The organism is Acidovorax sp. GW101-11A03, assembly GCF_059424825.1.
In genome coordinates this window covers 12,767-34,792 of record NZ_JBWKZU010000042.1, presented here as the reverse complement: position 1 = coordinate 34,792, position 22,026 = coordinate 12,767, and the positions used below count along the sequence as shown (strand labels likewise).

General features: G+C 68.6%; 19 protein-coding genes. 12 read left to right on the top strand and 7 right to left on the bottom strand.

Annotated elements, in window-relative coordinates; all coding sequences use genetic code 11:
• Positions 1-165 precede the first annotated feature (165 nt).
• Positions 166-1,179: an NAD(P)H-dependent glycerol-3-phosphate dehydrogenase gene (locus AC07Z7_RS17200; RefSeq protein ID WP_494767027.1), complete on the top strand. Its 1,014-nt coding sequence runs from the start codon at positions 166-168 to the stop codon at positions 1,177-1,179.
• Between the two features lie 19 nt (positions 1,180-1,198).
• On the opposite strand, the gene AC07Z7_RS17195 is transcribed toward AC07Z7_RS17200, so the two are convergent.
• Together AC07Z7_RS17195 and lysA are read right to left on the bottom strand one after the other, a co-directional pair.
• Entirely contained in the window at positions 1,199-1,885 is a 687-nt protein-coding gene (locus AC07Z7_RS17195; RefSeq protein WP_494767026.1) for an N-acyl amino acid synthase FeeM domain-containing protein, read from the bottom strand.
• 180 nt (positions 1,886-2,065) lie between these two features.
• Positions 2,066-3,310, bottom strand: a complete 1,245-nt coding sequence (gene lysA / locus AC07Z7_RS17190; protein WP_494767025.1) for a diaminopimelate decarboxylase — start codon at positions 3,308-3,310, stop codon at positions 2,066-2,068.
• Positions 3,311-3,432: 122 nt separating this feature from the next.
• On the opposite strand from lysA, the gene AC07Z7_RS17185 reads away from it, so the two are divergent.
• Positions 3,433-4,371, top strand: a complete 939-nt coding sequence (locus tag AC07Z7_RS17185; protein WP_494767034.1) for a LysR family transcriptional regulator — start codon at positions 3,433-3,435, stop codon at positions 4,369-4,371.
• Positions 4,372-4,483: 112 nt separating this feature from the next.
• On the opposite strand, the gene coaD is transcribed toward AC07Z7_RS17185, so the two are convergent.
• Positions 4,484-4,990, bottom strand: coding sequence for a pantetheine-phosphate adenylyltransferase (coaD, locus tag AC07Z7_RS17180; RefSeq protein WP_494767024.1), 507 nt, complete (start codon positions 4,988-4,990; stop codon positions 4,484-4,486).
• A 220-nt stretch (positions 4,991-5,210) separates the two neighbouring features.
• Between coaD and AC07Z7_RS17175 the strand changes: the two genes are divergently transcribed.
• The 7 genes from AC07Z7_RS17175 (at position 5,211) to AC07Z7_RS17145 (ending at position 12,278) form a co-directional block, all read left to right on the top strand.
• Positions 5,211-6,005, top strand: coding sequence for a DUF3667 domain-containing protein (locus tag AC07Z7_RS17175; RefSeq protein ID WP_494767023.1), 795 nt, complete (start codon positions 5,211-5,213; stop codon positions 6,003-6,005).
• A 75-nt stretch (positions 6,006-6,080) separates the two neighbouring features.
• On the top strand, positions 6,081-7,346 hold the full coding sequence (locus AC07Z7_RS17170; RefSeq protein WP_494767022.1) for a helix-turn-helix transcriptional regulator: 1,266 nt from the start codon (positions 6,081-6,083) through the stop codon (positions 7,344-7,346).
• 74 nt (positions 7,347-7,420) lie between these two features.
• A complete protein-coding gene (locus AC07Z7_RS17165; protein WP_494767021.1) occupies positions 7,421-9,157 on the top strand; it encodes a TPM domain-containing protein in 1,737 nt (578 codons plus the stop codon).
• 15 nt (positions 9,158-9,172) lie between these two features.
• The gene (locus AC07Z7_RS17160; protein WP_494767020.1) at positions 9,173-9,493 is read left to right on the top strand and encodes a hypothetical protein; all 321 of its coding nucleotides are present in this window, start codon (positions 9,173-9,175) and stop codon (positions 9,491-9,493) included.
• Between the two features lie 69 nt (positions 9,494-9,562).
• Positions 9,563-10,033 carry a lysozyme inhibitor LprI family protein gene (locus AC07Z7_RS17155; protein WP_494767019.1) on the top strand — a complete coding sequence of 157 codons (471 nt, stop codon included), beginning with the start codon at positions 9,563-9,565 and terminating at the stop codon, positions 10,031-10,033.
• On the top strand, positions 10,030-10,470 hold the full coding sequence (locus AC07Z7_RS17150; protein ID WP_494767018.1) for a hypothetical protein: 441 nt from the start codon (positions 10,030-10,032) through the stop codon (positions 10,468-10,470). Before AC07Z7_RS17155 ends, AC07Z7_RS17150 begins: the two co-directional genes overlap by 4 nt.
• A 56-nt stretch (positions 10,471-10,526) precedes the next feature.
• Entirely contained in the window at positions 10,527-12,278 is a 1,752-nt protein-coding gene (locus AC07Z7_RS17145) for a DUF4832 domain-containing protein (protein WP_494767017.1), read from the top strand.
• A 33-nt stretch (positions 12,279-12,311) separates the two neighbouring features.
• On the opposite strand, the gene rsmD is transcribed toward AC07Z7_RS17145, so the two are convergent.
• The 3 genes from rsmD to AC07Z7_RS17130 are packed head-to-tail and all read right to left on the bottom strand — an operon-like array spanning position 12,312 to position 15,847.
• Positions 12,312-13,001: a 16S rRNA (guanine(966)-N(2))-methyltransferase RsmD gene (gene rsmD, locus AC07Z7_RS17140; protein ID WP_494767016.1), complete on the bottom strand. Its 690-nt coding sequence runs from the start codon at positions 12,999-13,001 to the stop codon at positions 12,312-12,314.
• The gene (locus tag AC07Z7_RS17135; protein ID WP_494767015.1) at positions 12,998-14,356 is read right to left on the bottom strand and encodes a M16 family metallopeptidase; all 1,359 of its coding nucleotides are present in this window, start codon (positions 14,354-14,356) and stop codon (positions 12,998-13,000) included. The genes rsmD and AC07Z7_RS17135 overlap by 4 nt, the downstream gene beginning before the upstream one ends.
• Positions 14,357-14,377: 21 nt before the next feature.
• Positions 14,378-15,847 (bottom strand): M16 family metallopeptidase, encoded by a 1,470-nt coding sequence (locus AC07Z7_RS17130; RefSeq protein ID WP_494767014.1) that lies wholly within the window; start codon positions 15,845-15,847, stop codon positions 14,378-14,380.
• 28 nt (positions 15,848-15,875) lie between these two features.
• Here AC07Z7_RS17130 and ftsY point away from each other — a divergent pair, with 28 nt between their 5' ends.
• The 3 genes from ftsY to AC07Z7_RS17115 all read left to right on the top strand — a co-directional run bounded on the left by ftsY (position 15,876) and on the right by AC07Z7_RS17115 (position 21,254).
• A complete protein-coding gene (ftsY, locus tag AC07Z7_RS17125; protein WP_494767013.1) occupies positions 15,876-17,264 on the top strand; it encodes a signal recognition particle-docking protein FtsY in 1,389 nt (462 codons plus the stop codon).
• A gap of 143 nt (positions 17,265-17,407) precedes the next feature.
• Entirely contained in the window at positions 17,408-20,056 is a 2,649-nt protein-coding gene (locus AC07Z7_RS17120; protein ID WP_494767012.1) for an EAL domain-containing protein, read from the top strand.
• Positions 20,057-20,159: 103 nt separating this feature from the next.
• A complete protein-coding gene (locus tag AC07Z7_RS17115; RefSeq protein ID WP_494767011.1) occupies positions 20,160-21,254 on the top strand; it encodes an SPM autocatalytic domain-containing protein in 1,095 nt (364 codons plus the stop codon).
• Positions 21,255-21,326: 72 nt separating this feature from the next.
• On the opposite strand, the gene cutA is transcribed toward AC07Z7_RS17115, so the two are convergent.
• Positions 21,327-21,998 carry a divalent-cation tolerance protein CutA gene (gene cutA, locus AC07Z7_RS17110; protein ID WP_494767010.1) on the bottom strand — a complete coding sequence of 224 codons (672 nt, stop codon included), beginning with the start codon at positions 21,996-21,998 and terminating at the stop codon, positions 21,327-21,329.
• Positions 21,999-22,026: the final 28 nt, after the last annotated feature.

Genomic DNA, 22,026 nt, shown 5'->3' with positions numbered 1-22,026 from the left:
GCTACGGGAGGGGGACGCAGCCAGCGGCCTGGCAAAGCCAGTTCCGCGGCTACCGCGCCTGGGCCGCGCCGGTTCCACGGACGGCCGACAAAGCACAGCGCAGTGGGTCCTTGAAATTAATGCCATTTTTGGCCTCTACCGCCTGATACATAAGCGCAAGCAGCTATGAAAATCATAGTACTCGGCGCTGGAGCCTGGGGCACGGCCGTCGCCATGAGCGCGGCCCAGCACCCCGCCGGGCATGCGGTCACCCTCTGGGCCCGCGATGCAGCCCAGGCGCAGAGCATGCGCACAGAAGCGCAGAACACCCGCTACCTGCCGGGCATCGCCTTTCCCCCTTCTCTTTCCGTGGCCGATGGTGATCTGGGCACGCTACTGCCCGCCGCCGATCTGGTCATTGTGGCCACGCCCATGGCGGCGCTGCGCGGCATGCTGCAGGCGCTGGCGGGCTGCACCGCGCCCGTGGCCTGGCTGTGCAAGGGTTTTGAAGCCGTGCCTGCGGGGGCCGATTCAGCCTCTTTTGGGCTGCTGGCGCATGAGGTGCAAGCGCTGATAGCTCCCAATTTAATAGCAGGCGTGTTCAGCGGCCCGAGCTTTGCGCAAGAGGTGGCGCTGGGCCAGCCCACCGCGCTGGTGGCTGCCAGCCCCCATGCGCAGGTGCGCGATGCGCTGGTCAACGCCTTCCACAGCCCCAGCGTGCGCGTGTATGCCAACGAGGACATCGTGGGCGTGGAAGTGGGCGGCGCCGTGAAAAACGTTCTGGCCATCGCCACCGGCCTGTGCGACGGGCTGGCGCTGGGGCTGAACGCCCGCGCCGCACTCATCACGCGTGGCCTGGCCGAGATGACCCGCCTCGGGCTGGCGCTGGGCGCGCGGCCCGACACCTTCATGGGCCTGTCGGGCCTGGGCGACCTGGTGCTGACCGCCACCGGCGACCTCTCGCGCAACCGGCGCGTGGGCATGCTGCTGGCACAGGGCCAGACCCTGGCGCAGGCGGTGAAATCCCTGGGCCATGTGGCCGAAGGCGTCTACAGCGCCCGCACCGTGGTGCAGCGTGCGCAGACCCTGGGTGTGGACATGCCCATCGCCGAGGCAGCAGTGGCCCTGCTCGACGGCCGCCTGCGCCCTGCCGAGGCCGTGGCCCAGCTCATGGGGCGCGGCCCCAAGGGCGAACTCTGACCTAGGCCGCGCCGGGGGTTCATCCCACCGACAAGCGCCGCAGCAGCCCTTCTTCATCGTCGGGGTGGAAGAAATACGGGTAAAAGCTGCGCTCATCGCTCGACAGCTGCGGCTGCCCGCCAAACTGGTTGATCAGGTTGCGCCCCTTTTCTGCGCTGATGTGCAGCAGCACGGCCGGTGCGCCCACCCGCTCGCACATGCGCTCCGGCCCCAGCAGGTCAAAACGCAGCATGCGCCGGTAGAACGGGGCATGGCGCGGGTTCACCTCGATGACCAGGTCGGTGGCGCGCCGGGCGCGGAAGGCCGTGATCCAGGCGATGTGAAAGATGGCGCCCAGCACATGCTTGGAGCGCACACCCGGGTCCATCGCGAGCTTGCCCATTTCGCAAATGCGCGCACCCCGCTGGCGCAGCGCAGCAATGTATTCGGGGTAATGCTCTTCTGCGGCCAGGTAGCCATCGTCCATGCGGACCGAGATCGTGCCCTGGGCCTGCCCGTCGATCTGCACCACCAGGCTGCTTAAATCGCAGTCGTGCGACAGGGTGGCCTGCATGTTGTAGCCCCGGCTGGCATACATGCGCGCCAGCAGGCCCTGGCCCTTGCGCGAGAGGCGGATCTTGCAGGTCTTGGTTTCCGCCTGGCCCAGGCGGCTCAGGTACTCGCCGGGGTAGGCCAGCTCGACGATGGTCTGCTCTTCTGCGGGCATGACAGGCTCCGTGGACGGGGACTCGCGCCCCGGCACACGACAAGCCTGGAGCGCTGGAAGCAGCCAGCGTAGCCGCATCCCGCACCACCTGCACCAGCGCCCGGGGCAGCTCCCGACCAACGGTGGCGCCGCATTCGCCAATGGCAAGGCAGCGCCGCCCCGGCCGCCCGCAGCCGGGTATTACAGCCCGGTTTCGAGCGCCAGCAACTCGTCCACCGTCTGGCGGCGGCGGATCAGGCGGGCCTGGCCGCCATCCACGAGCACCTCGGCAATCAAAGGCCGCGTGTTGTAGTTGGAGGACATGCTGGCGCCGTACGCGCCCGTATCGTGGATCACCAGCAGATCCCCCACTTGTGCGGCGGGCAGGTCGCGTGGCAGCACCACGCCGCCGTCGCCCTGGGTGAACACGTCGCCCGATTCGCACAGCGGGCCTGCCACCACCGTGGGCTGCTCGGCCGCCGTGGAGCCATCGCGGTGCAACACGCTCATCGCGTGGTAGCTGCCGTACATGGACGGGCGCATGAGTTCGTTGAAGCCGGTATCGACCAGCACGAAGTGGTTGCTGCCCGCGTTCTTGGTGGCGCGCACCTGGCCCAGCAGCACGCCGGATTCGGCCACCAGGAAACGGCCGGGCTCGATCTCCAGGCCCAGTGGGTGGCCCACGATGGCCTCGGCCTGCTGGCGCGCGGCATCCCACAGGCCGTGGTAGTGCTGTGTGTCCACCACCGGGTCGCCGCTGCGGTAGGGGATGGACAGGCCACCACCGGCCGAGATGGCGTGCAGGTCGTGCCCCGCCGCATGCGCCGTGCGCACCAGGTTGACCATGGCGCCACACACTTCCTGCAGGTGGCTGTAATCGACGCCCGAGCCGATGTGCATGTGCAGGCCCACCAGCTTCAGGCCGTGCTGCGCGATGGCGGCCAGCGCCGCAGGCAGGTCGGTGTGCCAGATGCCGTGCTTGCTGTGCTCGCCGCCGGTGTTGGTCTTGTTGCTGTGGCCGTGGCCAAAGCCTGGGTTGATGCGCAGCCACACCGCATGGCCCGGCGAACGCGCGCCCAGCTGGTGCAGCATGTCGATGGACCCTGCGTTGACCGGCACGCCGTGCTCCACCACGCAGTCGAGCGTGGCGGCATCGAACAGGTCGGCGGTGAAGACGATCTCCGACGGTTCGCCACCCGCCACGTAGCCCGCTGCCAACGCGCGCAGGATCTCGCCGCGCGAGACGGCATCCACCTTCACGCCCTGCTCGCGCATGAGCTTCAGGATGTGGATGTTGGAGCAGGCCTTTTGGGCAAAACGGATGGTCTCGAAGTTGGATACCTGCGCAATGCGCTGGCGGATGGTGGCCGCGTCATACACCCACAGCGGGGTGCCGAACTGGTCGGCCAGGGCCCAGAGCTGGGCGGGGGAGAAGGGGTTGGACATAGGGAGGCTCCGAAGGCAGAAGGCGTGAACGATGCGCGGATGATGCCGCCATCCAAGTATTCAGTCGAATGCTTTGATTTACGTCATCCATTCAATATGGATATGCTCTGGGCATGACTGACATGACCGAGCCCCCCCTGGCCCATCGCATCACCCACCGCCACATCGAGGTCTTCCGCGCCGTGATGACCGCCGGCAGCGCCACGGGCGCCGCCGACCTGCTGCACAGCTCGCAGCCCACCGTGAGCCGCGAGCTGGCGCGGCTGGAGTCGCTGCTGGGCTATGCGCTGTTCGAACGCGTGCAGGGCCGTCTGCGCCCCAACGCGCGGGCGTTGGCGCTGTGGGACGAGGTGCAACGCTCCTGGCAGGGGCTGGAGCGCGTGGTGGACCGGGCCGTGGCGCTCGGCCGGTCGGGTGCGGTGCAGTTGTCGGTGCTGTGTCTGCCCGCGCTCGCCCACGCGCTGCTGCCGGGCGCTGCTGCGCGCCTGATGCAGGCGCACCCGGGTGCACGCCTGTCTGTCACTCCACAGGAATCGCCCCTGCTCGAAGAATGGATGAGTGCCCAGCGGTTTGACCTGGGCCTGTGCGAGCAAACCACCGCCCCGCCCGGTACGCGGGCGGAGGTGCTGCTGACGCTGGACGAGGTGGCCGTGCTGCCCGCCCACCACGCTTTGGCACGCCAACCGGTGCTGCAACTCGACGACTTTGCCGGTGAATTCTTTGTAAGCCTCTCGGCCGACGACCCCTACCGCCGCCTGATCGACGCCCGGTTTGCCGAGGCGGGCGTGGAGCGCACGCTGCGCGTGGAGACCCACAGTGCCGCCGCGGTGTGCGCCATGGTCGAGCAGGGTCTGGGCATTGCCATCGTCAACCCGGTCACCGCCCTGGCTGCGGCCAGCGAGCGGCTGGTGCTGCGGCCCCTGGCATTTTCAATCCCGTTCAGCGTGACGGCGCTGCTGCCGCTGTACCGCCCGCCCCTGCCCGAGGTCGTGCCCATGCTGGAGGCCCTGCGCGCGCAGGCACACGCCATTGCGGCGAGGCTGCCCCCCGCCATGGACTGAGGCCACAGGATCTATAAACTATGATTTTGATAGCAACCCAGGCATATTGCACTAGCGCTATCGGCACAAAGGAGCCACAACCGGGGCTCCTTGTGCGTTCCGGAGAGTGTCCTCAGCCGCCCGGCGCCGCCAGGCTGCACACCTTGACCGCCAGCCGCTCTTCGACCGAGGGCGACACGAACTTGGTCACCTCGCCGCCCAGCACCGCGATCTCGCGCACAAAGGTGCTGCTGATGAACTGGTACTTGTCGCTGGGGGTGAGGAACACGGTTTCCACCTGCGGCATCAGGCTGCGGTTCATCCCCGCGAGCTGGAACTCGTAGTCAAAGTCGGTCACGGCGCGCAGGCCCCGGACCATGGCCTTGCCGCCGCGCGACACCACAAAGTCGCGCAGCAGGCCCGAGAAGGGCTCGACCTGCACCTGGGGATACATCTTCACGGCCTCGCGCACCATCTCGATGCGCTCTTCCAGCGAGAACAGGGTCTTCTTGTGGTGGCCCGCAGCCACGGCCACGATCACACGTTCGAACAACTGGGTGGCCCTGCGCACCACGTCTTCATGGCCCAAAGTGATCGGGTCAAAGGTTCCGGGGTACACGGCGAGCACGTTCTGGGCCATGGCTGGTTGTCTCCTGTCTGGCGAATGACGTTGGCCCCCGGCCCCCGGGGCATTCCCCCCGCAGGGCCCGCCGGGCCGCGTGCGCGCATTATGCAGTGCAGTGCAACATGAACCTGGACACCACCTCTCCCCGGTCGCCGCATCGTCCACCTGAACGATGCCAGGCACAGGCTCGCGGCCTACCATCCGCAGCCCGTTTGCTGCACGGTATGCCCCGCCTGTGACCTCTGCACCCGCCACCCCCGACCCGATCCACGACGCACTGTTCGACACCTCGGCCTGCCTCAACTGTGGCGCGCCGCTCACGGGGCCGTTTTGCGCGCACTGCGGGCAGAAGAAGGCGGCGCGCATGGGCACCCGCATGGTGCGCAAGGAGGCCTGGGAGCGGTTCCGGTGGTTTGAGTGGAGCACCATCCGCAACGCGCTGCGGGTGCTGCCGCAGCCCGGCACCATGGCGCGCGAATACGTGCTGGGGCAGCGCAAGGACCACCCGCACCCGCTCACGCTGCTGTTCCTGTCCATCGGCTTTTTGCTCATCGTGCTGGGCCACACCGACTACCTGCGGCCCGAGCTGCCCAGCGAGGCGGCGCAGCGCATGTATGCGCTGGTCACTGGGTATTCGAAGTGGTCGTTTTCGCTGGGGGCGGTGGCGGCTTTTGCCAGCATGTGGCTGGTGTTCCGCCGGCGCGGCTACAACCTGGCCGAGCTGCTAGCGCTCGCGTTGTACTGCCAGGCGGTGTTCATCGCGCTGCAGATGGTGAACCAGCTGCCGCTGGTGCTGGCGCACTCGCCGGAGCTGCTCAAGTGGCACAAGCAGTGGTCGCCCTGGTACATGACGGCGCTGCAGACGTTGATGTTCATGCTGGCGCTGCGGCAGTTCTTTCTGCTGGATCTGCGCCGCGACGTGGGCTGGCTGCTGCTGGCCGGGGCGCTGTTTGCCGGGCTCAAGTGGCAGGCCACCCAGCTGTATGCCCGGGGCGTGGTGGAGCTGGTGCTCTGGCAGATGGGCGGTTGAGCCACCCGGCGGCCGCTGAAAAATGTGAACCAGTTCACGATTGTGTGTCGGAGTGCCACCACATCCTTCACCTGAATGATGTTGCCCTGGCGGCAACGCACCTACGATCCGCCGCAGTTCAACCAAATCAGCAAAAAGGAGGCCGCCTTGGCCGGTCAGGAGTGGGATATGCAGCGCATGGGGCAACACCCGGGCATCCCAGGTTTCGAGGCCTTGATGGCCGAAAGCCTGGAGGCCCTGGGCGAGCCCGGCATGGTGGAGCGCCTGCTGCGCCGCCTGGGCGAGGCGCTGGGCAGCCACAAGGTGGTGCTGTTCTGCCCCCTGCCCGGCTCGGACGACCCGCTGGCAGCCTACCAGTGGGGCATGCCCGACGATTTTCTGGCGCGCTATGCGAACCTCATCCAGGGCTGCGACGCCTGGAGCGAGGCGCTGGAGCGCCAGCAGGGGCAGGCGCTGGCGCGCGGCGGATCGCTGAGCCAGCAGCTGGTCAGCACCCCGGCGCTGCGCCGGGGCGCGTTTTATGCCGATTACCTCAAGCCCCTGGGCATTGATGCCATGGTCAACAGCATCGTCGAGGCCTCGCCCGAGGTCGGTATGCATGTGCTGGCGATGTACAACGACCTGGGCCAGAGCGAGTTCACGCCCGAGCAGTTTGCCCGCCTGCGCGCCGCCACGCCCTGGGTGCGCAGCCTCATGCGCGCCCAGCGCCGCCTGCAGCAGGCCCAGCGCCACACCAGCGCGCTGGAGCGCACACTGGACCAGCTGCCCCTGGGCGTGATGCACGTGAACCGCCGGGGTGAGCTGCGCTACCTGAACGAACACGCCCGTGCCTGGCTCGGCATTGAAGACGCCTGCCGCATCCTGCTGCGCGGCGCCACGGGCTGGCAGGCGCGCCAGCCGCTGCAGCTGGCGCTGATCCACCCTGCGCTGGTGCCGCTGTTGGGCACCAGCCTGAGCACGCAGACACCTGTCTCTGCCCGCCTGCAGCCCCAGCACCCCGGCGCCCCCGCCACGCTGGTGGCATTGGCGGCGCCCCTGCGCGGCGGTACGGCCCCTGCCACGGGCGAGGCACTGGCCCAGTTCATCCTGGTGCCCGAGACGCCCCCGCATGCGGGCGCCACCGTGTCGGTGTGCAGCGCGCTCTACGGCCTCACCCCCGCCGAAGCGGCCCTGCTGCCCCTGCTGCTGCAGGGCATGACACCGCGCGAAATGGCCGACACCCGCCAAGTGAAGATGCCCACGGTGCGATCACAGCTGGCCAGCCTGTATGCCAAGACCGGCACCCGCGGCCAGGCCGAGCTGGCGCAGCGCGTGCTGCGCGTTGCCGCGCTAGTGGCTTGACGTTCGTTTCTCTGTTTTTTTGTCTCTGTTCATTTTTTGCGCGGCGCTGAACGCTGCATGAAAGGCCCCTGTCTATGACCTTGTCTCGCCACTCCCTGCCCCAGCTTCGCCAACTGCGCCCGGTCGCCCTGGCCTGCTGCGCCCTCGTCGGCCTCGCTGTCGGTGGCCTGGCCATGGCCCAGAAGACCGCTGCCGTGGCCAAGCCCAGCAAGGCGCAGCTGGTGGCCGACCTGGCCGCCACGCTGCAGGCCTGCTCGTACGACGGCAGCCCGCTGGCGTTTTCGCCGCCCGACCTGTCCAAGGGCGGCGGCACCGGCAAGCAGGTGGTGGCCGAGATCATGAAGTACACCGGCCTGCCAGCCAACTTTGTGGTGGTGGAGGGCAAGGTGCCCAACGCGGCCGCCGTGATCATGCAGGGCCCCGACCAGGTGCCGCGCCGCGTGATTGCCTACAACCCCGCCTTCATGGGCCAGGTGATCGAGGCCACCAAGTCCAACAACTGGGCGCCCGTGAGCATCATGGCGCACGAGATCGGGCACCACCTCTCGGGCCACACCATCGTGCCCGGCGGCAGCCAGCCGCCCATCGAGCTGGAGTCCGACAAGTTCAGCGGCTTTGTGCTCTACAAGATGGGCGCGCCGCTGGCCGACGCCCAGCGCGCCATTGCCACGCTGATCCCCGAGAAGGACGGCGAAACCCACCCCGGCCGCAGAAAACGCCTGGCCGCCATCGAGGCGGGCTGGAAGGAAGCCTGCGAGCTGCAGGGCGGCGGGCCGCAATGCTCCGGCGGGCTGCCGGTGCGCACGGCTGCGGCATCGCCTGCGGCTGCACCAACGGCCGCGTCTCCCGCCCCGGCGCCCGCCACCCCGGTGGCCAAGGCGCCCGCTGCCACCCCATCCCCCGCCCCCGTGGCCGCACCACCCGCCAAGGCCCCGGCCCTGGCAGCAGCGCCTGCGGCCGAAACCCTGCCCAAAGCCGACGTGGCCGCCATCCCGTCCAAGGGCACGCAGTTCATCTACGACGAGTTCGGCATCCTGGACCCGGCCATCCGCGCGCAGTTTGAAAAGCAGATGTACGAGCATGCGCAGAAGACGGGCGTGGAGATCGTCACCCTGCTGGTGAAAGACCTGGGCGGCAAGAGCGCCGAGGACTACGCCCACGCCATGATGCGCCAGCTGCGTGTGGGCAAGCTCGACGTGGGCAACGGCGCCGTGCTGGTGGTGGCGCCCGAGCAGAACCAGGCCGCTGCCGTGCTGGGCGCGGGCGTGGCGCTGGAGATGCGCGGCCACGACAAGGCCGAGCAGCTCAAGCGCTGGACCAGCACGGCCTGGCCGCTGTGCAAGAAGAAGAACGCCTGCGGCGGCTGGACGGAGAACCTGATGCTCGCGGCCGACCACATCCGCCGCGACACCCGCCACGCCGACTGGACCATTGCCTACAACTCGCTGGGCGACCTGCACAAGGCCGATGCGGCGGAAAGCGGCAAGTCCGTCAAGCCACAGGACAGCAAAACCTGGCAGAAGATCACCCGCCTGTCGGGCACCGTGGAAAACCTGAACCCGCCCACCGGCGTCAAGAGCGCGTATGTGGTCGAGTCCAAGTTGAAGGACGGCAAGAAGGCCGTGCTGATGCGCAGCGCCGAGGGCCTGACCACCATGCTCTACGTCGATCCGCGCACCGAGGCGATGATGCCCGGCGGCAAGCTGGTGCAGGGCAAGACCTACACCGTCATCGCACGCTCGGACTTCCTGTCGTGGAACCCCAAGGACACGCAGTCGCTGGACGTGCTGAGCTACGCCATCACGGAATAGGGCGCCATCCCACCCATGTCAGCCACCACCTTCACCCTGCTCCTGGCGGGCGCTGCCAACCTGCTGCCCGCGCTGTTCTTCATGTTCACCGCACTGGTGGGCAGCAACGGCATGAACTCCGCGCAGGGCGGACAGCTGCTGGGCACCCTGGCCGTGCTGCTGGTGCTGGGCTGGCTCGCTGCGCTGTGGCTGGCCCGACGCCTGGCGCACTGGTGCCAGGCGCGCGGCTGGTCCACCATGGCCAGCGTGGCGGCCGCCAGCGGCGGTGCGGTGGCCGCCTTCACCGTGCTCGCGCTGCTGTCCACCTTGGTGGCGCTGCTGTGGGTGGGGGCGTGAGCGGGCCGCGCTGCATCTGAAAGACCCAAGCAATCACGCCTGCAAAAAAACACTGAGGGACACACCACCATGCACCATCGCCTTCTCCCAACCCGGCGCCGCGCCGCTCTCGCACTGCTCGCAGCATCCATGCTGCTGGCCGCAGGCACGCAAGCCGTACACGCCGCCGAACATTTCTGCGGCCAGCGCACCGCGCACCCCATCGACAAGGCCCTGGGCGCCGCTTCCGAGCGCAGCGGCGGCGTGACGGTGGACCTGATCGACGCCCAGAACGCCGCCTACGCCGCCTGGGACAAGGAGCTGAATCGCATCTACGCCCAGGTGCTGAAAGCTGCTGGCCCCGGCCGGCGTGACACCCTGCGCGCAGCCCAGCGCGCCTGGCTGGCGTTTGACACCGCCCAGGGCCAGTGGGACAGCGCCGTATTTGCCGACCAAGGCAGTTCGGCCGCGCTCAACATCGGCGGCGCTGCACTGGAGCGCCGACGCGCCCGCGTGTGCAAGCTGACAGAAGACCTGGACAGCCTGAAGGATTCGCCATGATGCGCCGCACCTGGCTGCAGCGCCTGCCCCTGTGGGCGGCCGTGTTGGCGCCACTGCTGCGCCCCACCGGAGCCCATGCGCAGGGCAGCGCCCAAGTGTGGCTGCGCGTGCGCAACAGCAGCCAGGAGGCCTTCACCCATGTCTGGCAAGGCCTGCCGCAGCAGGGCACGGATGTGGACCTGGGCCCGCTGCTGCCGGGCGACACCAGCCGCTGGCACGCGCTGCCTGCCACGCTGGCGCACTACCGCAAGACCCGCATCCAGATCGGCCAGCGCCAGTTCACCCATGTCACCGACCAGTCGTTTCCTGACGGCCGGGCCACGCTGGCGCCGGGCCACTACACCTTCACCTACACGCTCGAAGGCGGCGCGCTGCGCCTGACCGTAGCGGCGGAGCCCGGCGCCTCCGGCCCCGACCAGTCACATCAAAAACAATAGCAATCAGCGCTTACCAGACGCGCGCAAAGGCCGAATTTCATTCAAGAAAGCCGCCCATGAACCCTCTCAGCACCCTGCACCCGGCCCGCATGGCGTGGCTCTCGGCCCTGGCGGCCGCGCTGCTGGCGTCGGCCTGCGGCGGCAGTGACACGAACACGGCCGAGCTGCCTGCGCCCGCCCCTGCGCCCGCCCCTGCGCCCATCCCGGGCAACGCCACCACGCCGGCACCCGCGCCGCAGCCAGGCAGCCCACCGGTGGCGCCTTCGCCCACATCGCCGTCGGCACCCGCACCAGCGCCCTTTCCGACACCGGCGCCGTCACCGTCACCGTCACCGTCACCGTCACCGTCGCCAACGCCCGCACCCAGCCCTGCGCCCGCGCCCACCAGCCCGGCCTGGACGGTGGTATCGGTCAACACCACACTCGCGCCCCTGCCCATTGCCAGCGACCTCACCCCCAACCCTGGCCGGGGCTACCACCGCTGGCGCGCCAACCCGGCCGCCGTGCCGTTGGGCGATTCGGCCCCGCCGCTGGCCGCCTTCCAGCGCTACCGCTGGAACGAGCTGGAGGGCTCCACTCCGGGCCAGTACACCCTGAGCAGCCTGGTGGCCGCACGCGATGCGGCGCGGGCGGCGGGGCAGCAGTTTGCCTTCCGCCTCCAGGCCATGCGCGGCTACGGCACCGAGACGCTGGACGTGCCCACCTACCTCTATGGCGCAGGCACGGCGCGCCCCGAATGCACCGCCCCCAACCCGGCCTGTGTGTGGTCAGCCCCCATGCCCACCACCGTGCCGCCCACCCCGCCCACGCTGGTGCCCAACTGGAACCACCCCTACGTGCTGGCCCGCATGCAGGCGCTGCTGCAGGCGGTGGCGGCGGCGCTGGGCGACACCTCGGACCTGGCCTGGATTGATGTGGGCCTGTATGGCCAGTACGGCGAATGGGCGCAGAGCAGCACCAACGTGGTCTACACCCCGGCCGTGCAGGCGCAGGGCATCGAGGCGGCCACCAACGCCACCAAACGCAGCATTGCGCAGATGCACTTCGACGTGTTCCCACAGGCGCAGCACGCGATGTTCATCCCCTACTCCAACCTCGATGCGCTGCAGTACGGGCTCTTCCAGCAGACCACCACCACGCTGCCCGTGGGCCTGCGCTGGGACTGCCTGGCCCAGGCGGGCTACATGAATCAGTGGACCAACCGCCCGGCCGATTGGGCGCTGATTGCAGACCGCTGGAAAACCGCGCCCTGGGTGGCCGAGTTCTGCCCCTTTGGCCCCGGCGGCGCGCAAACCAACGCCGCCACGGCGCTACAGCAGGTGCGCGACTTCCATGTGTCCACCGTGGGCAATGGCAACCTGAATGCGCCCTGGGCCAGCTTCTCGGCCAGCGAACAGGCCGACCTGGCCGCCGTGGGGCGCGAGGCGGGTTACCGCTTTGCGCTGGGGCCGGTCAGCGTCACCGCCCTGTCAGCCACCACGGTGCAGCTGCAGCTGCGGGTGGACAACACAGGCAACGCGCCGCTGTATGCACCCTGGCAGCTGCAGGCCCAGCTGCGCAACGCCACAGACCAGGTGGTGGACCAGCAGGTGCTGCTGAGCGCAGCCCAGGCTCGCGGCGTGCTGCCGGGCCAGCCCGCCCAGATCAGCACCCCCTGGACCCTGCCCAGCCTGCCCGCAGGTGACTACACGGTGCACCTGGCCTGGGTGCGCCAGCCTGCACTGGTGGCGCTGCCCCAGACGCTGCGCTGGAACATGGCGGGCATTGAAGCCGATGGCAGCGCGCGGCTGGTGACGCTGAGAAGGTAGGCGACTACGGACCCGCGAACCCGCAGAGCCGACTCAGGTGCTGCGTTTCAGCAGATGCGCGTGCACCGCACCCGCCTTGAGGTGCCGGTACAGCACCAGGCCATGTGTTGCCAGTTCCTCGTCCACCCAGGCGCGGGGCGCTTCAAGGTAGATGAAGCCCCCGGCCGCCACGGCCTGGGCGGCGGCCTGCAGTGCGGGTTCGAAAAATGGGCCATCAAATGGCGGGTCCAGCAGCACCAGGTCCACACTGGCGGGCGCGGCCTGCTTCAGCGCGGCCACGCCGTCGCCGCGCTGCACGCGCACGGTGCTGGCCTGCAGCTTGGCCTGCAGCACCTGCAGCTGGGCGACCAGGGCCGCGTCGTTTTCCACCAGCTGCACCGACGCCGCGCCGCGCGAGGCGGCCTCCAGCCCCAGCGCGCCGGTGCCCGCAAACGCGTCCAGGCAGCGCCAGCCTGCCAAGTCCTGGCCCAGCCAGTTGAAAAGCGTTTCGCGCACGCGGTCGGGCGTGGGGCGCAGGCCGGGGCGCTGGGCCACGGGCAGGCGGGTGCGCTTCCATTGCCCGCCAATGATGCGGATTTCGCCCGCGCCCTTGGGGGCAGCGGCAGCGGCGGAGGGTTTGTCCTTGGCGCCTTTTTTGGGGGCCACGGAGGGCGCCGCAGCGGCGGCCTGGGCCTTGCGGATTTCGGCGGTGATGGCGCTGCCGCGCAGGGTGGACCGGCTCATGGCTGTTTGCCCCCCACCACCACGGTGACCATGCGCTCGGGCTGCAGCTTTTTGGCCATGGCAGTGCGCACATCGGCCACCGTCAGGGCTTCGACCTTCTTCGTCCACTGCTCCAGGTAGTCGAGCGGCAGGTCGTTCCAGGCGATGTTGGCCACGTTGCCCAGGAGCTTCTTGTTGCTGTCGATGCGCAGCGCAAAGCCGCCGATGAGGTTGTCCTTGGCGGCGCGCAGCTCGGCCTCGGTGGGGCCTTCGGCCACAAAGCGGGCGATCACGTCGCGCGAGACCTGCACAGCCTGCGCGGCCTGGTCGGGGCGCGTCTGCAGGCCCACGGTGAAGGCGCCTGCGTGCAGGCCGGAGGCGAAGTAGCTGTAGACGCTGTACGAGAGCCCGCGTTTTTCGCGCACCTCGCTGGTCAGGCGCGAGACAAAACCGCCGCCACCCAGGATGTGGTTACCCACCAGCAGCGGCACAAAGTCCGGGTCACGGCGCTGAAAACCGGGCTGACCGATCAGCACATGGGCCTGGGCCGAGGCGAAGGGGATGTTCTGCTCGGCCGGGGCCGTGAGCGCCGCAATCTCGCCCACGGGCGGCAGCGGCGCGCAGCCGGTGCTGGCGGGCAGGCGCGACAGCAGCGTGGCCACCAGCGTCTGCGCCTGGGCACGCGTCACGGCACCCACGATGCTGACCTTGGCGCGGCAGGCGACGATGTGCTGGCTGTGGAAGGCCTGCATGTCGGCCACGCTGATGCGCGCCAGGGTCTCCTCGGTGGTGCGCACGCCGTAGGGGTGGCCGCCGTACACAGCGCTGCCAAACGCGTGGGCAGCCACGGTGGAGGGGCGGGTGAGCGATTCCTTGATGCTGGCGCTCCAGCGCGCGCGGTCGCGCGGCCACACATCGGCCGGGAAGCTGGGCTCGCCGATCTGGCGCGCGGCCAGACGGGCGGCCTGGTCGAGCAGGGGCGGGTCGGTGAGCGAGCGCAGCGTGTAGTGCAGCGCGTCGTTGTCGGCAGCGGCCTCGAAGTTGGCGCCCAGGTCGGCCCAGGCTTCGCCCAGGCCGTTCTCGTCCAGCGCGGGGGCGTTGCCCACGTCACGCCCGGCCTTCACGCCCTTGCTGGCCATCATGGCCACGGCGCTGGCCAGGCCCGACTGGCCCGCCGGGTCGCGGCGCGTGCCAGCGTCAAAGTCGATCTGCACATCCACCATGGGGATGACGGGGCTTTCGACCAGGTACACCTTGGCGCCGTTGCCCTCCGTCCAGTGCTGGATGGGCAGCAACGCCCAGGCAGAATGTGAGTAAAAAATGGCTCCTGCGCCCGCTAGCAAAGCGCGAACCGCTATCTTTTTAATAGTAATCATGGGTGAGTGCGCAAATCGGTTTCAGTGGCGGGCCGCACCGGGCGCGGGCTGCGCGCGGGGGCGGGGGGCGTCGAGCGGCTGGGGCAGCAGCGTGGCCACGGTGAGCTGGTCGTCACCAAAATATTTGGCGGCCACAGCCTGCACCTGGGCGGGTGTCACGGTGCGCAGCAGCGCCAGCAGGCGCTCGTTGGCGTCCAGCGGGAAGCCCTGAACCCAGTTGCCGCCCAGCTCCTGCGCCTGGCTCATCACCGAGTCGCGCTCGTACACGGTGGAGGCAATCCACTGCGTTTTCACGCGGGTCAGCTCGGCCTCGCTCACACCATCGCGGGCCACGCGGACCACCTCGGCGCGCAGCGCGTCTTCCACCTGCTGGGCGGTCTTGCCTGCGGCGGGCACACCGCTGAGCATGAACAGGCTGGGCCCACGCCCCGTCACCATCGCGCTGCTGCTGGCGCTGTCGGCCACGCGGTTGTCGCCCTGGGTCAGGGCGCGGTCCAGCCGCGCGCCGTCGTAGCCGTTGAACACGGCCGACAGCACCATCAGCGCGAGCGCGTCGCGGTCGGCATCGGTGAGGTTGTCCACCCGGCGCAGGCTGGGCGCACGAAAGGCCAGCGCCACATAGGCCTGCTCGGCGGGAGCCTTGACGGCAATGCGGCGCAGGCCTTTTTGCTCGGGCTCGGCGCGTGGCTTGCGCGCGGGCAGCGCATGCGTGGGCAGGCTGCCGTAATACTTCTCGGCCAGCGCACGCACCTGGGCCACGTCCACATCACCCGCCACCACCACGGCGGCGTTGGTGGGGGTGTACCACTGGCGGTAGAAGGCACGCACGTCCTCGGGGGTCATCGCGTCCAGGTCGCTCATCCAGCCCACGATGGGGCGGCGGTAGGGCGCGGCGATGAAGGTGGTGGCAAACAGCTGCTCGGCCAGCATGGCGCGGGGCTGGTCTTCGGTGCGCAGGCGGCGCTCCTCCTTCACGACCTCGATCTCTTTCTTGAACTCCTCGTCGGGCCACTGGTTGTTGGCAAACCGGTCCGATTCAAGCTTCATCACGTCTTCGAGCCGGTTGGACGGGATCTGCTGGTAGTAGCCCGTGTAGTCGCGGCTGGTGAAGGCGTTTTCGCGCCCGCCCAGGGCCGCCACACGGCGCGAGAACTCGCCCGGCTGCAGCGTCTTGGTGCCCTTGAAGAGCATGTGCTCCAGCACATGGGCCACGCCGGTCACGCCGTCCACCTCGTCCATGGAGCCGACGCGCAGCCAAACCATATGCACCGCCGTGGGCGCGCGCCGGTCGGGCTGCACGATGAGCTGCATGCCATTTTTCAGCGTGAACTGCTGTGCGCCAGACGCCGTGGCGGGGGCGGTCGAAGGTGCAGCTGAAGGTGCCGTGGCAGTCGCTGTAGTCGGGGTGGTAGGCACCGGTGGCGTTGCCGCAAAGGCAGCCCCGCACGAGAGACAGGCCATGAGGCCCAGGAGGTTGAAAGCACGTTTCATAGAATGGAGTGATTCTAAGAACCCTCCAATGTTCAGTTTCTTCAAGAAAAAACCCGCCCCCACCGACGCGCCCGCCCCGGCCTCGCCGGTAGACGCCCAGGCGCCCGTTGCACCCGCACCCGTACCTGCCCCCACGCCTGTACCCGCCACACCCCCTGCCGCACAGCCCGCCCCGCCGGTGGCTGCGCCCGCCCCCTCGGGCTTTGGCTGGCTGCGCAACCCCTTTGCGGCCAAAACGCCCGAGGCCGAGGCCCCACTGCCCGCAGCACCTGCCGCTGCGCCAGTGGCGGCACCCGTTGCAGAGCCCGTTGTGGTGCCCGTGGCGGTCCCCGCCGCCGCTGTGCCAGCAGTACCCTTGGCAGCGCCCACCGCGACACCAGCCATTGCCCCGGTGGCGCCAGTTGCGCCAACCCCTGCGCCCATCGCGCCCCCGCCCCCCCTGCCCCCTGTGGCACCACCACCCGCCCCCGTGCCCCCGCCTGCAGCCGCAGTGCCCGCACCAGCCCCCGTGGCGGCCGAGCGCAAGGGCTGGCTCGATCGCCTGAAGGCCGGGCTGCGCAAGACCGGCAGCAGCATTGCCACCGTGTTCACCGGCACGCAGATCGACGACGCGCTGTATGAAGAGCTGGAAGAGGCCCTGCTGATGGCCGACACCGGCGTCAAGGCCACAGCCCACCTGCTGGCGGACCTCAAGCGCCGCGTGAAGGAGGCCAAGGCCACCGACCCCGCCGCCGTCAAGGGCTTGCTGGCCGACGCGCTGGCCGACCTGTTGCGCCCGCTCGAAAAAAGCCTGGTGATTGGCGAGCACACGCCCACCGTGATCATGGTGGCGGGCGTGAACGGCGCGGGCAAGACCACGTCGATCGGCAAACTCACCAAACATCTGGCAGACGAAGGCGCCGCCGTGCTGCTGGCCGCTGCAGACACCTTCCGCGCCGCTGCGCGCGAGCAGCTCGGTGTGTGGGCCGACCGCAACACGGTCGAGATCGTGAGCCAGGAAGGCGGCGACCCGGCTGCCGTGAGCTTTGATGCCGTCACGGCAGGCAAGGCGCGCGGCAAGGATGTGGTGCTGGTGGACACCGCCGGCCGCCTGCCCACGCAGCTGCACCTGATGGAAGAGCTGAAAAAGATCCGCCGCGTGGTGACCAAGGCCGACGCCACGGCACCCCACGAGGTGCTGCTGGTGATCGACGGCAACACGGGCCAGAACGCGCTGGCGCAGGTGCGCGCATTTGACGACGCGCTGCAGCTTACCGGCCTCGTCGTGACCAAGCTCGACGGCACAGCCAAGGGCGGCGTGCTGGCCGCGATTGCGCAGGAGCGCCCCATCCCCGTGTACTTCATCGGCGTGGGCGAAAAACTCGAAGACCTGGAAACCTTCAACGCCCGCGAGTTTGCGCAGGCTTTGTTGGCCTGAAGCCGCCTTCAACTGCCCCCCCCGGCGGGCCGCCCAACCGGGCCTGGTTCGACATCAAATGGCCCTATCCGGGGCCATTTTCAGTTTACGGATCGCAACAATTCCCCCATGATGGGCCTTCCCCAGGAAAAGCACGGAGGCCCATGTTCATTGAGCTGGTCAAAGGCGTTGCCTTGCTGTTGGCGCTGTGTTTTCTGCACGGCTTCAACATCCGCCTTTGGCGCCACCGCCCCCTGGTGGGCCAGTTTTTTTCGGGGCTGATTTTTGGCGGCATCTGCGTGGTGGGAATGCTCACCCCGGTGGTGCTCATGCCTGGCGTGATCTTTGATGCGCGCTCGGTCGTGCTCAGCATGGCGGGGCTGTTTGGCGGCCCCCTGGTGGCCTGCATTGCAGCGGCCATGGCAGCCACGGGGCGCCTGTGGCTGGGTGGCGCGGGGGCCGAGGTGGGCCTGATGGTGATTGCGCTGTGCACGGTGATGGGCCTGCTCTACCGCGAAGCGCGCGCACGCGCCAAGGTGGGTGTGCGGCCGGTGCCGCTGGCCGTGTTCGGGCTGCTGCTGCACCTGGCGGTGATCGCGGTGTTCCAGCTGCTGCCCGCTGTGGTGCTCCAGCGCGTCAACCAGACCCTGGCCCTGCCCTTCCTGCTCACCTTCACCCCCGCCACCGTGGTCCTGGGCCTGCTGCTGCGCGATGTGGAAGACCGCATGGCCACCGAACACGCGCTGGCGGGCACCGCCGCGCGCCTGAAAGCCATCGCCCAGGCCATCCCCGACGTGCTGCTGGTGCTGGACGCACAGGGGCGCTATGTGGAAGTGCTTTCGCCAGACGATTCGGCGCTGTCGGCCAGCGCCCCCCAGCTCCTCGGCAAGCGCCTGCACGAGGTGCTGCCCGCCCCGCAGGCGGATCGTTTCATGGCGCTGATCCGCGACACCCTGCAATCGGGCCAGACCCACACCATCGAGTACGAGATGCAGACGCAGGCGGGACGGCGCGAGTTCGAGGGACGCGCGCAGCCCCTGGGCGTGAAGGTGGGTGGCCAGGCCGCCGTGGTGTTCCTGGCCCGCGACATCACGAAACGCAAGCAGGCCGAAAGCGCGCTGCGCGAGTCCGAGCTTCGCTTTCGTTCGCTGCTGCGCAACATCCCGTCCATCTCGGTGCAGGGTTATCTGGAAGACGGCACCACCAGCTACTGGAACAAGGCTTCCGAACACCTCTACGGCTACACCGCCGAAGAGGCGCTGGGCGCCAACCTGCTCGACCTCATCATCCCGCCGCCCATGCGCGAGGCCGTGCGCGCCCATGTGGCGCACATGTTCAAGACGGGAGAGGTCATCCCGGCGGGCGAGCTGCAGCTGCAGCGCAAGGACGGCTCGCCGGTGGATGTGTTCTCCAGCCACGCCTACATCCAGGTGCCCGGCCACCCGCCGGAGATGTTCTGCATCGACATCGACATCTCGGGCCGCAAGGCCGCCGAAGATGAAGCACGCTACCTGGCGTTCTACGACGCGCTCACCCAGCTGCCCAACCGCCGCCTGCTGGTGGACCGGCTGCAGCAGGTGCTGGTCAACGGCGCGCGCTCGGGCCTGACCACGGCCGTGCTGTTTGTGGACCTGGACAACTTCAAGACCCTGAACGACACCCGGGGCCACGAGGTGGGCGACCTGCTGCTCAAGGAGGTGGCCCAGCGCCTGCGCGGTTGCGTGCGCGAGCAGGACACCGTGGCCCGCCTGGGCGGCGACGAGTTTGTGGTGGTGCTGCAGAACCTGAGCAGCGACCCCACCGAAGCCGCCGCCCAGACCCGCACCCTGGGCGAGCTGATCCTGGCCCAGCTGCGCCAGCCGTATGACCTGGCCGGGCACGAGCACCATTTTTCGGCCAGCATCGGCGCCACCTTGCTGCGCCACCACCGCGACTCGGTGGACGAAGTGCTCAAGCAGGCCGACATGGCCATGTACCGCGCCAAGGACGCGGGGCGCAACACCTTGCGCTTTTTTGACCCCGACATGCAGCAGGCCGTGAACCGCCGCGCACTGCTGGAGACCGAGCTGCACAACGGCCTGCGCCAGGCGCAGTTTCTGCTGCTGTACCAGCCGCAGGTGGACAGCCGGGGCCACATCACCGGCGCCGAGGCCCTGGTGCGCTGGCGCCACCCGGTGCACGGCATGGTGTCGCCCGCCGAATTCATACCGCTGGCCGAAGAATCGGGCCTGATCCTGCCGCTGGGCCACTGGGTCATGGAAACCGCCCTGCGCCAGCAGGCCCGCTGGCGGCACGAGCCGCACTTCGCCCACCTCAGCCTCGCCATCAACGTGAGTGCGCGCCAGTTCCTGCAGGAAGACTTTGTGGCCCAGGTGCTGGCACTGCTGCAGAGCACGGGGGCCGACCCTGCGCAGATCAAGCTGGAGCTGACCGAAAGCCTGCTGCTGGACAACGTGGACAACGTCATCGCCACCATGCAAGCCCTCAAGGCCCATGGCCTGGGTTTCTCGCTGGACGACTTTGGCACGGGCTACTCGTCGCTGAGCTACCTCAAGCGCCTGCCGCTGGACCAGATCAAGATCGACCAGGGTTTTGTGCGCGACGTGCTGCTGGACCCGAGCGATGCCGCCATTGCGCGATCCATCATCGGGCTGGCGGGCAGCCTGGGCCTGGACGTGATCGCCGAGGGCGTGGAAACCACCGAGCACCACCAGTTCCTGCTATCGCACGGCTGCCAGGCTTTCCAGGGCTACCTGTTCGGCCGCCCGCTGGCGCTGGAGGACTTCGAGCGCCAGGTGCTGCAGGCTGGATAGCCCCCGAGTCTTCGCGCGCCCCGCAGCCCTGCCCGCACCAGGGTCAATCAAGTTCTTGCCCCCGCTGGCCGATATCTCCTTGTGGCAACCGCGGAGGTGTCCCATGAAGATCGAATCATCCGCCCTGCAGATGCAGGCCCAGCACGCCGCGACACGCGTGCACACCCAAAGCAGCCGCTTTGAAGCATGGGTGGGCGACCGCCGCCCCGCCAACGCATCCAACACCGCCCGAGCGGCCCCGGCCGTCCAGATCTCCAGCGCCGCCCGCCTGGCCCAGGCCGCGCAGGCCCGCCAGGCCACCCAGATGGCCACCACCACGGCCACCGAGGCCACCACCGCCCCCAGTGAAACCGACGCCGACGAAGGCCTCACACCCCAGCTCGCCCTGATGCGCGACCTCATCGCACTCATGACCGGCGTGCGGGTGCGCGTCTATACCGGGCAGGGCGCCTCGGCCGAAGCGCCCACCCCGCCCCAGCGCCCCGCGCAAGCCCAGGCAGACTCCGCCCCCGGGCGCCAACGCGCCGGATTTGGCCTGGTCTATGAACAGCGCGAGGTCATCGAAGAAACCGAACGCACCCAGTTCAGCGCCCAGGGCGTGGTGCGCACCGCCGACGGGCGCGAGATCCGATTCACCCTGCAGCTCGATATGCAGCGCAGCTACCGCCAGGAATCCTCGTTCAGCCTGCGCCTGGGCGACGCCACCGCCATCGATCCCCTGGTGATCAACTTCGACGGCACCGCCGCCCAGCTGCAAGACCAACGTTTTTCTTTCGACCTGAACGGCGACGGCGAAGCCGAAAACGTGCCCCTGCTGGCAGGCAACCGGGGCTATCTGGCGCTGGACACCAACCAGAACGCGCTCATCGACAACGGCCTGGAACTCTTCGGCCCCGGCACTGGCAATGGCTTTGCCGAGCTGGCCCGGCACGACACCGACGGCAACGGCTGGATCGACGAAGCCGACCCCGTCTACCAACAACTGCGCGTGTGGACCCCGAGTGCCGACGGCACCGGCCGCCTGCAAACCCTGGCCGAACTCGGCGTGGGCGCCGTGCAGACCGCCGCATCGGCCACCACCCCGTTTGCCCTGCGCACCGCTGACAACACCTCCCTGGGCGCCGTGCGCTCCACGAGCGTGTACCTGCGCGAGGACGGAGGGGTGGGGACGGTGCAGCAGATTGACTTGAGTGTGTAAATCAATCAAGGGGTTGGCGGGCGCACGCCCCCAACCCCGGGCCCGAACAACTGGGCGATGCCCAACCCGCCGTCAGGCCGACACCACGGGGTGGGCCACTTGCGCGTCCACCCAGTCGGCATACTCCGCCGAACCCTGCAGCGTCTGAACCACCAGCTGCGGAAGCACGTAAGGGTGGTGCGCCCGCACGAGAGCCAGCAAGGGATGAAGGGCCCGGGGTGCGGTTTTGCACACCAACCGAAACTCGCGGTCCTCCTGCTGCGCGCCCTGCCAGCGGAAATAGGCTGTGATCGGCTCCACCTGCACACAGGCAGCCAGCCGCGCCTGCAGAACCAACTGCACCAACTGCCGCGCCTCGGCCTCGCTGGCCACGGTGGTGGTGAGAACTGTGATATCGCAAAGTGCAGTCAGCCCGGTCATGCGCGTCTCCCAAAGGCGTTGGGCGGTGCAGTCTGCCATGGCGGCAGGGGCAATGCCAGCGCCGAAACCAACCACACCCAAAGCATGAAAAGACAGCTCCGTTTGTCGCAACAATCGACAGAACTTGGCGCGGCAGTGCGCGAAACCATGGGTTTTCTGCTTGCCCAGATACCGGGCAGATGTCTGAAGTTGGATGACCTCACTGAAAAAACCTTTTTGAATCCACGATTTACATAAAAACCCGGTGTTTGCGCGCTTGTTACCCGAGGCGAACGCTCCTGTCGATATGCGCTGAGTGTTGCACTGCCGAATTCGAGAAATCAACGACTTGGAACAACACGGGGGGCCTACC

Bases quoted from the DNA above. Each gene is read 5' to 3' on its own strand.
- AC07Z7_RS17200 (WP_494767027.1), top strand. From the start codon at position 166: ATGAAAATCATAGTACTCGGCGCTGGAGCCTGGGGCACGGCCGTCGCC.
- AC07Z7_RS17195 (WP_494767026.1), bottom strand. From the start codon at position 1,885: ATGCCCGCAGAAGAGCAGACCATCGTCGAGCTGGCCTACCCCGGCGAG.
- lysA (WP_494767025.1), bottom strand. From the start codon at position 3,310: ATGTCCAACCCCTTCTCCCCCGCCCAGCTCTGGGCCCTGGCCGACCAG.
- AC07Z7_RS17185 (WP_494767034.1), top strand. From the start codon at position 3,433: ATGACCGAGCCCCCCCTGGCCCATCGCATCACCCACCGCCACATCGAG.
- coaD (WP_494767024.1), bottom strand. From the start codon at position 4,990: ATGGCCCAGAACGTGCTCGCCGTGTACCCCGGAACCTTTGACCCGATC.
- AC07Z7_RS17170 (WP_494767022.1), top strand. From the start codon at position 6,081: ATGATGTTGCCCTGGCGGCAACGCACCTACGATCCGCCGCAGTTCAAC.
- AC07Z7_RS17165 (WP_494767021.1), top strand. From the start codon at position 7,421: ATGACCTTGTCTCGCCACTCCCTGCCCCAGCTTCGCCAACTGCGCCCG.
- AC07Z7_RS17160 (WP_494767020.1), top strand. From the start codon at position 9,173: ATGTCAGCCACCACCTTCACCCTGCTCCTGGCGGGCGCTGCCAACCTG.
- AC07Z7_RS17155 (WP_494767019.1), top strand. From the start codon at position 9,563: ATGCACCATCGCCTTCTCCCAACCCGGCGCCGCGCCGCTCTCGCACTG.
- AC07Z7_RS17150 (WP_494767018.1), top strand. From the start codon at position 10,030: ATGATGCGCCGCACCTGGCTGCAGCGCCTGCCCCTGTGGGCGGCCGTG.
- AC07Z7_RS17145 (WP_494767017.1), top strand. From the start codon at position 10,527: ATGAACCCTCTCAGCACCCTGCACCCGGCCCGCATGGCGTGGCTCTCG.
- rsmD (WP_494767016.1), bottom strand. From the start codon at position 13,001: ATGAGCCGGTCCACCCTGCGCGGCAGCGCCATCACCGCCGAAATCCGC.
- AC07Z7_RS17135 (WP_494767015.1), bottom strand. From the start codon at position 14,356: ATGATTACTATTAAAAAGATAGCGGTTCGCGCTTTGCTAGCGGGCGCA.
- AC07Z7_RS17130 (WP_494767014.1), bottom strand. From the start codon at position 15,847: ATGAAACGTGCTTTCAACCTCCTGGGCCTCATGGCCTGTCTCTCGTGC.
- ftsY (WP_494767013.1), top strand. From the start codon at position 15,876: ATGTTCAGTTTCTTCAAGAAAAAACCCGCCCCCACCGACGCGCCCGCC.
- AC07Z7_RS17120 (WP_494767012.1), top strand. From the start codon at position 17,408: ATGTTCATTGAGCTGGTCAAAGGCGTTGCCTTGCTGTTGGCGCTGTGT.
- AC07Z7_RS17115 (WP_494767011.1), top strand. From the start codon at position 20,160: ATGAAGATCGAATCATCCGCCCTGCAGATGCAGGCCCAGCACGCCGCG.